This window comes from Streptomyces capoamus (genome assembly GCF_014654935.1).
In the GTDB taxonomy this organism is placed as follows: Bacteria; Actinomycetota; Actinomycetes; order Streptomycetales; family Streptomycetaceae; genus Streptomyces; species Streptomyces capoamus.
In genome coordinates, this window is record NZ_BNBF01000005.1 from 1 (window position 1) to 12,409 (window position 12,409).

At 74.4% G+C, this 12,409-nt stretch carries 13 protein-coding genes and 2 pseudogenes; 7 read left to right on the plus strand and 8 right to left on the minus strand.

Going from position 1 to position 12,409, the window contains the following annotated elements:
* The 4 genes from IE312_RS09815 to IE312_RS09830 form a co-directional block, all read left to right on the plus strand.
* Positions 1–297, plus strand: a 297-nt coding sequence (locus tag IE312_RS09815) for a phosphoglucose isomerase-related protein (RefSeq protein ID WP_502266965.1), incomplete at its 5' end; no start/stop codon positions are given.
* Positions 298–299: 2 nt separating this feature from the next.
* The gene (gnd, locus tag IE312_RS09820) at positions 300–1,178 is read left to right on the plus strand and encodes a phosphogluconate dehydrogenase (NAD(+)-dependent, decarboxylating) (protein ID WP_189980359.1); all 879 of its coding nucleotides are present in this window, start codon (positions 300–302) and stop codon (positions 1,176–1,178) included.
* A gap of 6 nt (positions 1,179–1,184) precedes the next feature.
* A complete protein-coding gene (locus IE312_RS09825) occupies positions 1,185–1,772 on the plus strand; it encodes a histidine phosphatase family protein (RefSeq protein ID WP_189980361.1) in 588 nt (195 codons plus the stop codon).
* A gap of 203 nt (positions 1,773–1,975) precedes the next feature.
* Positions 1,976–2,641, plus strand: coding sequence for a TetR/AcrR family transcriptional regulator (locus tag IE312_RS09830; RefSeq protein WP_189980363.1), 666 nt, complete (start codon positions 1,976–1,978; stop codon positions 2,639–2,641).
* 25 nt (positions 2,642–2,666) lie between these two features.
* On the opposite strand, the gene IE312_RS09835 is transcribed toward IE312_RS09830, so the two are convergent.
* Positions 2,667–3,257: a TetR/AcrR family transcriptional regulator gene (locus IE312_RS09835; RefSeq protein ID WP_189980365.1), complete on the minus strand. Its 591-nt coding sequence runs from the start codon at positions 3,255–3,257 to the stop codon at positions 2,667–2,669.
* A 5-nt stretch (positions 3,258–3,262) separates the two neighbouring features.
* Here IE312_RS09835 and IE312_RS09840 point away from each other — a divergent pair, with 5 nt between their 5' ends.
* The gene (locus tag IE312_RS09840; protein WP_268254307.1) at positions 3,263–4,237 is read left to right on the plus strand and encodes an NAD(P)-dependent oxidoreductase; all 975 of its coding nucleotides are present in this window, start codon (positions 3,263–3,265) and stop codon (positions 4,235–4,237) included.
* Positions 4,238–4,256: 19 nt separating this feature from the next.
* Here the strand turns inward: IE312_RS09840 and IE312_RS09845 are convergent, their stop codons facing one another.
* Positions 4,257–4,694 carry a PPOX class F420-dependent oxidoreductase gene (locus tag IE312_RS09845; RefSeq protein WP_189980370.1) on the minus strand — a complete coding sequence of 146 codons (438 nt, stop codon included), beginning with the start codon at positions 4,692–4,694 and terminating at the stop codon, positions 4,257–4,259.
* A gap of 143 nt (positions 4,695–4,837) precedes the next feature.
* Between IE312_RS09845 and IE312_RS09850 the strand changes: the two genes are divergently transcribed.
* Complete coding sequence (locus IE312_RS09850; RefSeq protein ID WP_189980372.1) at positions 4,838–6,061, plus strand: serine hydrolase domain-containing protein; 1,224 nt, start codon at positions 4,838–4,840, stop codon at positions 6,059–6,061.
* A gap of 12 nt (positions 6,062–6,073) precedes the next feature.
* On the opposite strand, the gene IE312_RS09855 is transcribed toward IE312_RS09850, so the two are convergent.
* The 4 genes from IE312_RS09855 to ribA form a co-directional block, all read right to left on the minus strand.
* The gene (locus tag IE312_RS09855; protein ID WP_189980375.1) at positions 6,074–7,228 is read right to left on the minus strand and encodes a saccharopine dehydrogenase C-terminal domain-containing protein; all 1,155 of its coding nucleotides are present in this window, start codon (positions 7,226–7,228) and stop codon (positions 6,074–6,076) included.
* The gene (locus tag IE312_RS09860) at positions 7,225–8,283 is read right to left on the minus strand and encodes a saccharopine dehydrogenase (RefSeq protein ID WP_189980376.1); all 1,059 of its coding nucleotides are present in this window, start codon (positions 8,281–8,283) and stop codon (positions 7,225–7,227) included. Before IE312_RS09860 ends, IE312_RS09855 begins: the two co-directional genes overlap by 4 nt.
* On the minus strand, positions 8,280–9,425 hold the full coding sequence (locus IE312_RS09865) for an NAD(P)/FAD-dependent oxidoreductase (protein WP_189980378.1): 1,146 nt from the start codon (positions 9,423–9,425) through the stop codon (positions 8,280–8,282). Before IE312_RS09865 ends, IE312_RS09860 begins: the two co-directional genes overlap by 4 nt.
* A gap of 77 nt (positions 9,426–9,502) precedes the next feature.
* Positions 9,503–10,174: a GTP cyclohydrolase II gene (gene ribA / locus IE312_RS09870; protein WP_189980379.1), complete on the minus strand. Its 672-nt coding sequence runs from the start codon at positions 10,172–10,174 to the stop codon at positions 9,503–9,505.
* 39 nt (positions 10,175–10,213) lie between these two features.
* Between ribA and IE312_RS09875 the strand changes: the two genes are divergently transcribed.
* On the plus strand, positions 10,214–10,987 hold the full coding sequence (locus IE312_RS09875) for a creatininase family protein (RefSeq protein WP_189980381.1): 774 nt from the start codon (positions 10,214–10,216) through the stop codon (positions 10,985–10,987).
* Between the two features lie 203 nt (positions 10,988–11,190).
* On the opposite strand, the pseudogene IE312_RS39415 reads toward IE312_RS09875, so the two are convergent.
* A pseudogene (locus IE312_RS39415) lies at positions 11,191–12,132 on the minus strand (lysylphosphatidylglycerol synthase transmembrane domain-containing protein); the annotation flags it as partial.
* Positions 12,129–12,409, minus strand: a pseudogene (locus tag IE312_RS39420) (trans-aconitate methyltransferase); the annotation flags it as partial. The pseudogenes IE312_RS39415 and IE312_RS39420, both read right to left, overlap by 4 nt.

Here is a 12,409-nt window from a genome sequence, read left to right on the forward strand (position 1 = left end):
GAGCTGGTCGCGCACAAGACGTTCCAGGGCAACCGGCCGACGACCACGATCCTCGCCCGGCAGCTGACCCCGTCCGTACTCGGCCAGCTGATCGCCCTCTACGAGCACAAGGTGTTCGTGCAGGGCGCGGTATGGAACATCGACTCCTTCGACCAGTGGGGCGTGGAACTGGGCAAGGTCCTCGCCAAACGCGTCGAACCGGCCCTCACCGAAGGCGCGGACGTGCCCGGTCTGGACCCGTCCACCAAGGCCCTCGTCGCCGCCTACCGCACCCTCAAGAACGCAACGGAGAACTGATCATGCAGCTCGGTCTCATCGGTCTCGGCAAGATGGGCGGCAACATGCGCGAGCGGATCCGCCGCGCCGGCCACACCGTCATCGGCTACGACCGCAACCCGGAGGTCTCGGACGTCAAGAGCCTGGCCGAACTGGTCGAGAAGCTCGACGCGCCCCGCCAGGTGTGGGTGATGGTCCCGGCCGGCACCGCCACCCAGACCGTCATCGACGAACTCGGTGACCTGCTCTCCCCCGGAGACACGGTCATCGACGGCGGCAACTCCCGCTGGACGGACGACGAGAAGCACGCCGCCGCCCTCGGCATCAAGGGCATCGGCTTCGTCGACGCCGGTGTCTCCGGCGGTGTGTGGGGCCTGGAGAACGGCTACGCGCTCATGGTCGGCGGCGACAAGGAGAACGTGGACCGGCTGCAGCCGATCTTCGACGCGCTCAAGCCGGAGGGCCCGTACGGTTACGTCCACGCCGGGCGGGTCGGCGCCGGGCACTTCTCCAAGATGGTCCACAACGGCATCGAGTACGCCATGATGCAGGCCTACGCCGAGGGCTGGGAGCTGCTGGAGAAGGTGCACTCGGTGGAGAACGTCCGCGAGGTGTTCCGCTCCTGGCAGGAGGGCACGGTCATCCGCTCCTGGCTGCTGGACCTCGCGGTCAACGCCCTGGACGAGGACGAGCACCTGGAGAAGCTGCGCGGCTACGCGGAGGACTCCGGCGAGGGCCGCTGGACCGTGGAGGCGGCCATCGACAACGCCGTACCACTGCCCGCGATCACCGCGTCCCTGTTCGCCCGGTTCGCCTCCCGGCAGGACGACTCCCCGCAGATGAAGATGGTCGCCGCCCTGCGCAACCAGTTCGGCGGCCACGCGGTCGAGAAGAAGGACTGACCCGCCGTGGGGGACCTCCTGCTGGTCCGCCACGGTGAGACGGAGTGGAGCCGGTCGGGACAGCACACCAGCTGGACCGACCTGCCCCTCACGCGGCACGGCGAGGAACAGGCCAAGTCCCTCGCCCCGCTCCTCACCGGCCGGACCTACGCCCGTGCGCTGGCCAGCCCGTTCGACCGCGCGCGGCGCACCGCCGAACTGGCGGGCATCGCCGGGGTCGAGCCCGAGCCCGACCTGCACGAGTGGGACTACGGCGGCTACGAGGGCGTCACCACCGCCGAGATCCACCGCTCCCGGCCCGGCTGGGACCTGTGGACCGACGGCGTGCCGGCCGGCCCCGAGGGGCATCCGGGCGAGTCGCCGGCGCAGATCGGCGCCCGCGCCGACCGGGTCCTGGCCCGGCTGTCCCCGGCCCTGGCCGAGGGGGACGTGGTGCTGGTGGCGCACGCGCACTTCCTGCGCGTGCTCACCGCCCGCCGCCTGGGCCTGCCGCCCGTCGAGGGCCGGCTGTTCCAGCTGGCGACCGGCACGGTCAGCCGGCTGTCGACGGAGCACGACCGCCCGGTGATCGCCGAGTGGAACGTCCGGCCCTGACCGCGGCCCCCGTGTGCCCCCGGTCCGCGCCTCCCGCGGGCCGGGGGCACACGGCGTCCGGGGCACCGGGCACACAGTCCCGCTGCTGCGGGGCTGCTGAGGGAATCTCCTCGCGCGGCGACCGCCCGCGGCGGCCAGCTCCTACAATCACCGGCACGCGAACGAGCGCGCCGCCCCGGCGCCTCACGGTCCGGAGGACAGCGATGACCAGCGTGGATGAACCGGTGCGCCCCGGCGGGCGGCCCCGCGACGCGGCCCGTACCAGGGCCGAGATCCTCGACGTGGCCACGCAGGAGTTCGCCCGGGCCGGTTACGACGGCGCCCGGGTCGACGAGATCGCCGCCCGCACCCGCACCACCAAGCGGATGATCTACTACTACTTCGGCGGCAAGGAGCAGTTGTTCGCCGCCGTGCTGGAGCGGGCCCACGGGGTGTTACGGCACGCCGAGCAGCAGCTCGACGTGGAGCACCTGGACCCGGTGGCCGCGATCCGGCGGGTGGCGGAGCTGGCCTTCGACCACCTCGAGCGCCACCCCGACCTCATCCGGCTGGTCAGCCTGGAGAACGTCCACGGCGCCGAGCACCTCGCGGCCTCCGGCAGGCTCGGCCTGATCGGCTCCCCGGCGCTGGAGGTGATCCGCCGCATCCTCGCCGCCGGTCGGGCGTCCGGGCTGTTCCGGGCGGGCGTCGACGCGGTCGACGTGCACGCGGTGATCACCTCGTTCTGCTTCTTCCGGGTCGCCAACCGGGACACGTACGGCGCCCTGTTCGGCCGGGACCTGGCGGACCCGGCGCGGCGCGATCACTACCGGAGGATGCTCGGGGACATGGTGATCGCCTACCTCACGGCCGAGTGGGCGACGGGCTGACGGGTTCCGCGCGCGGGGCGGGGTGTCAGGGGCCCGCGGCGGCGTCGAGCAGGGGGCCGAGTTCCGCCACGACCGTGGTGAGGGGGCGTACGTCCCGCTCGGCGCGGGCCATCAGGATCGCGCCCTCCAGGGTGCTGATCATGAGGGTCGCCAGTGCGTCCGCGCGCGACGCGGGGACGCCCATGTCCGCCAGCGCCTCGGCGACCGGGCGCCGCCAGGTGGCGAACGCGGTCGCCGCCGCCTCCCGGGTCGACTCGCCGGAGGCGGCGCAGTCGACCGTGGCGGCGGCGACCGGGCATCCGGCCGCGAAGCCGTCCGCCGCGTACTCCTCGGTCCACTGGGCAGCCATCGCCGCGAACAGGCCACGGGGAGTGGGGTGTTCGAGTCCCGCGAGGAAGCGGGCGACACGTTTGCCGGCGTACCGGCCGGCCCATTCGACGGCCTCGTTGACCAGCTGTTCCTTGCCGCCCGGGAAGTAGTGCTGGAGGGAGCCGCGCGGTGCGTCCGCGTGCGCGGCGACCTCGCGCATGCCGGCCGCGGCGACGCCGCCGCGCCGGATGAGCTGGGCCGCGCTGAACACCATCCGCTCCCGCGGTCCGCGCCGCGCCTCTGCCATCGCGCATCCTCCGTTCCCGCGCCCCACTCTATGACCGGCGTCATAGCGGCGGCTACTATGACCACTGTCATAGTCGGCCCGCGGCAGCGGAGGGCGGCCCCATGCAGGTCGGATTCATCGGTCTCGGAGTGATGGGCCGCCCCATGGCCCTGCGCCTGGCGTCCGCCGGCACCCCTCTCGTGGTGTGGAACCGCACCCCGGACCGCGCCGAGCCGCTGCGCGCGGCCGGTGCCGAGGTCGCCGCGAGTCCCGCCGAGGTGTTCGCGCGGGCCGAGGTGGTGCTGCTGATGCTCGCCGACGAGACGGCGCTCGACGCGGTCCTCGGCCGGGACACGCCCCACCTGGCCGCACGGGTCGCCGGCCGGACCGTCGTGCACATGGGCACGACCTCCCCCGAGTACTCCCGCGCCCTGGAGGCCGACGTCCGCGCGGCCGGCGGACGGTACGTCGAGGCGCCCGTCTCCGGCTCCCGGGTGCCGGCGGAACAGGGACAGCTGGTGGCCATGCTCGCCGGCCAGGAGACCGCCGTGGAGGCCGTGCGGCCGCTGCTGGCGCCGGTGTGCCGGGAGACGTTCGCGTGCGGGCCGGTGCCGGGCGCGCTGCTGATGAAGCTGGCGGTGAACATCTTCCTGATCACCCAGGTGACCGGGCTGACCGAGGCCTTCCACTTCGCCGAACGGCAGGGCCTGGACCGCCGGCTGTTCCTCGACGTGCTGGACGCGGGCCCGATGGCCAGCGCGGTCTCCCGGATGAAGGCCCCCAAGCTGCGCGAGCGGGACTTCGCGGTGCAGGCGGCGGCGCTGGACGTGCTCAAGAACAACCAGCTGATCGCCGAGGCGGCCCGCGGGGCCGGCCTCGCCTCGCCGCTCCTCGACGTCTGCCACACCCTGTTCGAGGAGACGGTGGCGCGGGGCCACGGCGGCGAGGACATGGTCGCCGTCCTGCGGGCGATCGAGGCGCGGACCGCCGGGGCGCCCTGAGCGGCACCCCGGCCGCGGCTCAGCCCTTCGGGATGCCGTACGCCCGCTCGACGCGCAGCCGCACCACCAGGCGGCGGTCGCGGACCATCGCGGCCCGGTAGTCGTCCCAGTCGGGGTGCTCGCCGAGGACGTCCCGGTAGAGCCGGATCAGCTCCTCCACGGTGTCGTCGTGCGGGTCGGCGGCGACCGGGCTCAGTTCGGCGGTTCCCTCGGCCACGGTGTACGCCCAGCGGTCGTCGCTGGTGACGTGGTAGGAGGCGCGCGGGTCCCGGCGCAGGTTGCGGGTCTTCGCGCGGTCGTCGGTGACCGAGATCCGGATGGTGCGCTCGTCGGGATCGTAGGCGTGACTGACGTTGGACAACTGGGGGCGGCCGTCGCGCCGGAGGGTGACGAGCACGCCGGCGTGGCCCGCGGAGAGCAGGCCGAGCAGCGCGTCCTGTGCGGAGTCCTGACTCATGACCGCCTCAACTCGCGCGGCGCCCCGCACATTCCCTCCCGCGCCCTCCCGGGAGGAACCTGCCCCGGCGGGCGTCCTGCGCGACGATGAGGTGCGGGCCGGACGGGCGGCCGTGGCGCGCGGGACGCGACCGGAGGAGAGCGATGGCACAGCTGCGGCAGGACGTCGAGCCGGAACGGGCGGGACTGGACGCCGGGGCGCTGGAGCGTCTGGACCGGCACTTCGCCGGGCACGTCGACGCGGGCCGGCTGCCCGGATTCCTGGTGTCCGTGGCCCGCGGCGGCCGGGTCGCGCACCTGACCACGTACGGGCTGCGGGACGTGGCGGCCGGACTGCCGGTCGAGGCGGACACGCTGTGGCGGATCTACTCGATGACGAAACCCGTCACCGCGGTCGCCGTGCTGCTGCTGGCCGAGGAGGGCCGGCTGTCGCTGGACGACCCGCTGGAGCGTCATCTGCCCGCCTTCGCCGACCCCCGTGTCCACGTCGGCGGCTCGGGCCCCGGCGTCCGCACCCGCCCGGCCGCCGGACCGATCCTCGTCCGGCACCTGCTGACCCACACCGCCGGCCTGACCTTCGGCTTCTACCACCGCCACCCCGTGGACGCGCTGTACCGCGAGGCGGGCCTGGAGTACTCCGTGCCGCCGGACAAGGACCTTGCGGAGACCGTCGGGCTGTACGCCCGGCTGCCGCTGCAGTTCGACCCGGGCACCCAGTGGAACTACTCGGTCGCCTCGAACGTGCTGGGCCGGGTCGTCGAGGTGGTGTCCGGGCAGCCCCTGGACAGGTTCTTCGCCGAGCGGATCCTGGGTCCGCTCGGCATGGCCGACACCGGTTTCCACCTCGGCCCCGGACAGGCGCCCCGGCTGGCCGAGCTGTACGGCGAGACGGACACGGGCGGGATCGAGCCGGTGCCGGGGCTGCCGGTGCACGGCCGGCCGCGCTTCCTGTCCGGCAGCGGCGGACTGGTCTCCTCCGCCCACGACTTCCACCGCTTCATGGAGCTGCTCCGCCGTGGCGGCGAGCTGGACGGCGTACGGCTGCTCGCGCCGCGCACGCTCGCCCTGATGACCCGCAACCAGCTGCCGGGCGGCGCCACCATCGCCTCCTTCGGCGCCCCGGTCCACCGGGAACCGGGCAACGACGGCCTCGGCTTCGGCTTCAACGTCTCCGTCGTCACCGACCCGGCGCGCACCCTCGCCCCCTCCCACCTCGGCACCTACGGCTGGACCGGCGTGGCCACCACCGCGTTCTGGGTCGACCCGGTCCACGACCTGACCGTGCAGTTCATGACCCAGGTACGGCCGAAGAGGCTGAAGGTCTTCCCCGAGCTGCGCCGGCTGGTGCACGAGGCGGTGACGGACTGAACCGCCGGCCGGCTACTGACCCAGCACCAGGCTGAACTCCAGCCCCTCCCCGGCGAGTTCCGTCAGCCAGCGGTCCGCGCGCCGGCCGGTTCCCGCCGCCCGGTGCAGACCGGCCGGCAGGCTGCCGTCCAGGATGTGCCGGACACCGAGGGCCAACGGGCGGGAGACCGAGCGGGCCATCGCGGACTCCTCGGCGTCACCGGTCGTGTCGAGGAGGTAGGCGCCGGTCCACGGCCGTCCCCCGCCCGTGTCGACCTCCAGGGAGACGGAGAGCACCACCCGGTCGCGGTCCGCCTCCGTGGCCGGGTGGGCCGCCGCCAGCTCCCGGGCCAGCGCGGCGATCCGCTCGTCGTCGCCCGCCGTCAGCTCCCGGAAGACCGGCTGCCACGCCCGCAGCCAGCCGTCCGGCCGCAGGGTGCCCCGCACGAAGGTCCGCGGGGTCCAGGCGGCGGGCAGGCCGTACTGGGCGAGGAACGGGACGCTGTCGCGGTTGGGGTACGCCTCGAAGGTCTCCCCGCCCAGGCGGAGCGGCCGGGTCGCCTCCCAGGGCCGCCCGGCCGTGACCTCGGCGCCGTCCTCCAGGTACCGCGCGGGCGTGCGCAGGGCGTTCAGGACCCCGAGCGGGGCCCAGCTGAAGCGGTAGCGGAAGTCGTCCGGCACGGCCGGGACGCCGCCGCAGTAGGAGTGGAGCCGGTAGGCGGCCGGGGTGTGCTCGCCGATCCGCGCCCGGGCCCGGGCGATCAGGCTGTGCGCGAAGAGGTGGTCGATGCCCGGATCCAGTCCGGTCTCGGTGAGCACGACGACGCCCGCCGCCTGCGCCGCTTCCGCGTGCGCCAGCAGTTCCGGCGACGCATAGCTGGAGCAGGCGAAGTGCGCCCCGGCGCGCACACAGGCGGCGAGCAGCCCGGCGTGCTCCGGTGCCGGCAGCATCGACACCACGGCGTCCCCGGGTTCCAGCGCGGCGCCGAGGGCGCCGGGTGCGAGGGCACGGGGCTCGGCGAGCCCGGTCAGGCCGAGACCGGCCAGCGCCTCGGCCGCGCGGTCCTCGGTGCGGTGCCACAGCAGGACACGGCCGGCGGTACGGCACAGGCCGGCCAGTCCGCTGCCGGTGGACAGCCCGGCGCCGATCCAGTGGACGGTGCCGCTCGCCGGGACCCGGCCGGTCATGACGAACCCTCCCCTTCGGCGACGCCGAGTTCACGGCAGGCCTGGTGGAACCGGTCGAGACAGCGGCCCCAGGCGCCGCCCGGGCCGAAGGCGAGCAGCTGCGGCAGCAGGGCCGCCGAGAAGTCGGTGCTGGACTCGCGGGGCAGCAGGGACGGCAGGTTGTCGATGGCGATCAGGTCCAGCGGCGGCTCCTCGCGCAGCCGGCGCGCCGGCTCCGTCCAGTCCGTGGTGCGGTCGTAGACCGGCAGCACGTTGAACGGGGAGCCGACGTCGCAGGTGACGTCGCACACGGTGCGCAGCCGGCGGGCCGCGTCGTCCAGGTCCTCCTCGCGCAGGAACGGCGGGACCGGGCTCGTGGCGAGCACCGCGTTCACCAGCACGTCGTGCCCGAGCAGGGCCCGCCGGTCCAGGTCGCGGGTCTCCGCCAGGTCCCAGCGGGTCGCCTCGACGCCCGCCGTACGGAAGGCCGTCCAGGCGCCCCGTCCGCTGCGTCCGAGGGCGCCGATCACCAGCGCCGTGAAGTCCGCGTCCCCGGCCCGCGGGCGCAGCACGGCGTCCAGGTCGTCCTTGGCGGTGGGCGTGAGCGGTGCCGCCAGCCGGCCCCGGTGCCGGAGCACCGCGAGCGCGGCGCCCAGGTAGCCCGCCCAGAAGCCGAAGGCGGCCAGCCGGCGGCCCTCGTCGTCCACCAGGTACTCCAGGTCCAGCAGGGCCCCGCCGCCGGCCGTGAACCGGCCGAGCAGTTCGGCGGCGCCCGGCTGCCGCTTGTAGGCGTGCCCGAAGAAGATGTGCCGGTGCGTCAGCTCGGCGGGTTCGTCGGGGAGTTCCTTCAGGCCGAGGATCACGGCGTCCCGGGGTGCCGTCACCCAGGAGCCCGCCGGGGCGCGGCGGCAGCCGGCCGCCTCGTACTCCTCGATGGGGAAGATCCGCTGCGGGGACTCCTCGACGGTCAGGGTCACCCCGCTCTCGGTCAGCCGGCGGGCGTCGGCGGGGACGACGGGGGTGCGCCGCTCGGTGGTACGGGGCTCGTGGCGCAGCCACAGATGGAGCTGTGTCATACCAGGTTGGCCTCCGGGCGCGAGGCGCCGGCCGCGAACCGGCCGGCGCTCAGGGGGCTGATGTCCAGGAAGGGTACGCGGCCCAGGTACAGGTCGCGGATCACCTCGCCGACGGCCGGTCCCTGGAGGAAGCCGTGCCCGGAGAAGCCGGTCGCGTACAGGAACCGGGACACCGTGGGCGCCTCGCCGATCAGGGCGTTGTGGTCGGGTGTGTTCTCGTACAGGCCCGCCCAGCCGCCGGCGCGGGGCAGGTCCAGCAGGGCCGGCGCGCGCTGCCGCATCGCCTCGGCGAGCCGCGGAATCCAGCGGTCGTGGGTGTCGGTGGCGAACCCCGGCTCCTCGTCCGGGTCGGACATGCCGAGCAGCAGGCCGGGGCCCTCGCGGTGGAAGTAGAGGCTGGTGGTGAAGTCGATGGTCATGGGCAGCGCGGCCGGCAGGCCGGGCACCGGTCCGGTGACGGCGATCTGCCGGCGCAGCGGCCGTACCGGCAGCTCCACGCCCGCCATGGCGCCGACCGCCCGCGACCAGGCGCCGGCCGCGCAGATCACCGTGCCGGTCTCGATCCGGCCCGCGGTCGTGGCGACCGCGGTGAGGGTGTCGCCGTGCCGTTCGATGCCGGTGACCTCGGTGTGGCGCAGGATGCGGGCGCCGTGGGCACGGGCGGCACGCGCGTAGCCGTGGACGACGGCCTCGGGCGTGCAGTGGCCGTCGTCCGGGGAGTACGCGGCGGCCAGCAGTCCGTCGGTGCGGATCAGCGGGCAGAGCCGGCGGGCCTCCTCGGGGGCGAGCAGGCGGCTGGGCACCCCGAGGGAGTTCTGCAGCCGCACGCCCGCCTCGAAGGAGGCCACCTGCGCGGGTGTGGAGAGCAGGAACAGGTAGCCGACCCGGTGCAGCCCGATGTCCTGGCCGACCTCCTCCTGGAAGCGGCCGAACGCCTCCAGGCTGCGCGCGCCGAGCCGGATGTTCAGCTCGTCGGAGAACTGCGCCCGTACGCCGCCGGCGGCCCGGGAGGTGGAGCCGGCGGCGAGTTCGTCCCGTTCGACGAGGACGACGTCCGGTACGCCGGCGCGTGCCAGGTGCCAGGCGATGCTCGTGCCCATCACCCCGCCGCCGACGACGACCACTTCGGCCCTCAGGTCCACCCGCCGCCTCCTCACCGCCGCACACCCGTCGATGCAGTCCTTTCCGGGCGGCGGCCCGCCGAACCGGCGGCCGGGCGTCAGGAGCCGTGGGCGACGGCGTCGAGGTGCGGCAGGTGGTGGTCCATCCGCTCCCGCTTGGTCCGCAGGTAGGTGATGTTGCTCTCGCACGGCTCGATCAGCAGCGGCACCTGTTCGGCGACCTGGACGCCGTGCCGGACCAGCGCCTCGCGCTTGCGCGGGTTGTTGGACAGCAGCCGTACCGAACGCACCCCGAGGTCGCGCAGGATCTCGGCGGCCACCCGGTAGTCGCGGGCGTCGACCGGCAGGCCCAGGGCGAGGTTCGCCTCCACCGTGTCCAGGCCCTCCGCCTGCAGCGCCATCGCGCGCAGCTTGGCGAGCAGGCCGATGCCGCGGCCCTCGTGCCCTCTCAAGTAGACGACGACGCCGCTGCCTTCGGCCACCACGGCGCGCATCGCGGCCTCCAGCTGGTCCCCGCACTCGCAGTGCCGGGAGCCGAACGCGTCCCCGGTCAGGCACTCGGAGTGCAGCCGGACCAGCACGTCGTCGGGACCGATCTCGCCGTACACCAGGGCCACTTGCTCGTCACCGCGGTCGTGGTCCAGGTAACCGACCGCCTGGAATTTGCCGTACACGGTGGGCAGCGGTGCATTCACCACACGTTCGGCACCCGAACGCCGCGGGGACTTCGTGCCGAGTACGCCGATGTTGACGCCGGTGTTTTCTGTCATGATCTGATTCCTAAAGCAGAGACGAAAGGCCGTGAAAAGATGAGTGGTTCGGGCGCGCGGGCGGCGTACGGGGCGGTGGGCGGCGTGCTGCCGACGGACACCACGCTGGACGTACGGAACCGGGGGGCGGGCGTGTCAGCACAGGTCGCCGTCCTTCCCGTGGGGAGCTTCGAACAGCACGGTCCGTTCCTTCCGCTGGCCACCGACACGCTCGTCGCCTGCGCCGTGGCGCGGGAGATCGCCGCCGCGTACCCGGTGCACCTCCTTCCCCCGGTGACGGTCTCCTGCTCGCACGAGCACGCGGACTGGCCGGGAACCGTCAGCATCTCCGCCGTGACGTTGCACGCGGTCGTCTCGGACATCGCGGCGTCGCTGCGCCGTTCGGGCGTGGACGCGCTGGTCGTGGTGAACGGGCACGGCGGCAACTACGTGCTGGGCAATGTCGTCCAGGAGGCCTCCGCGCGCGGTGAGCGGATGGCGCTGTTCCCGGCCGCCGAGGACTGGGAGGCGGCGCGGGAGCGGGCCGGGGTGGTCACCTCGCTGCTCACCGACATGCACGCCGGAGAAATCGAGACCTCGATTCTGCTGCACGCTCACCCCGAATTCGTCCGACCTGGTCACGAGTCCGCCGATTTCACCGCCGACGACCGCCGTCATCTGCTCACCGTGGGAATGTCCGCCTATACCGAATCGGGCGTCATCGGCCGTCCTTCCCTCGGATCGGCGGAAAAGGGAAAGGAACTCCTGGCGAGCCTCACGGACGCCTTCGAGCCGTACCTCGGGCTGCTCACCTCGCTGACGGGACGGAAGTAGCGCCGGGCGGCCCCGCGGCCGGGACCCATGGGGGCGGTCCCGGTCGGCAGACCGTCCCCGAGCGCGCCGCCGTCGGCATGGGCGGGGACCGGGGTTCGGGCGCGTACGCCGTCGTACCAGCGCCAGACCAGGACGGCGGCGCCGGGCAGGCTCGCCAGGAGGCTCAGCACGCCGTAGACGACGGCGACCGCGACGCCGGTGTCCGCGCCGAGCCCCGCCGCGCCGAACGCCCAGGCGGTGACCCCCTCGCGGGGGCCGAAACCGCCGACGTTCAGCGGCAGGCCCATGGCCAGCAGGGCGAGCACCGCGAGCGGCAGCAGCGCCTCGACCGGGGCGGCCGAGCCGGCGACCCGGGCCGCCACGACGAACATGAGCAGGTGCCCGGCCAGGACGAGCGCGGAGGAGAGGGCCACACCCGGCCCGCTGTGCCGTGACGCCAGGCCCCGGCGGGCCTCGCCGAGCGTCCGGCGCAGGGCGCCGCCGCCCCGGCCGGCCGGCGGGCGGTTCATCCGGAGCGCGAGGACGACGGCGAGCGCGCCGACGACGGCCAGCGCCGCCAGGGGGGCGAAGCCGCGGACCTGCGCGCGCACCGGGGACGGCAGGGTCAGCAGCACCACCGTGCCGGCCACGGTCAGCGCGATCTGCCCGGCGACGCGTTCGAGCACGACCGCCTTCACCCCGCGCCGCACATCGCCGGCGCTCTGCCCGTGCCGGACGGCCCGGTGCACGTCGCCCAGGATCCCGCCGGGCAGGGCCGCGTTGAGGAACAGCGCCCGGTAGTAGTCGGCGACGGCCGGGCCCAGCGGCAGTCGCAGCCGCAGCCCCCGCGCCACCAGCTGCCACCGCCAGGCGCTGAACACGGTGGTGACCGCGCCGATCGCCAGCGACGCCGCCACCGTCCCCGTGTCGATCCGCCGCACCCCGTCGACCAGCGCACCGGTGCCGAGCCGCCACAGCAGGAACCCGAGGATGGCGAGTCCGGCGAAGGTGCCCAGCCGGGTGCGCAGCGCCCTGGAGACGCCGCCTCGGGGAGCGGGCGCCGCCGGGATCCCGGCCGCCTCACCGTCCCCGGCGTCCCCGGCGTCCCCGCGGACCGAGTCCGCCGTCGGCACCGTCGTTCCCGCCGTCCCGGCCGGGCCGGTCATGGTGTGCCGCCCGTCGGGCGGGGCAGGGCCAGCAGGTCGGTGTGGTGGAGGGTGACCCGCAGGCTGCCGGAGGCGCAGGCGGCGAGCCGGTCGCGCAGATAGCGCTCGGCGCGGTCGGCCAGTTCCGGGCGTTCCTCGACGGCCGCGCCGACCCAGCCGCGCAGCCACTGCTCGGTGAGCGCCCGCTGCTGCGGGCCGAGCCGCCACGGGCTCGGGTGCAGCCGGACCGTCGCCCCGCGCTCGGCGAACGCCTCACAGGTCACGGTGACGGCCTCCG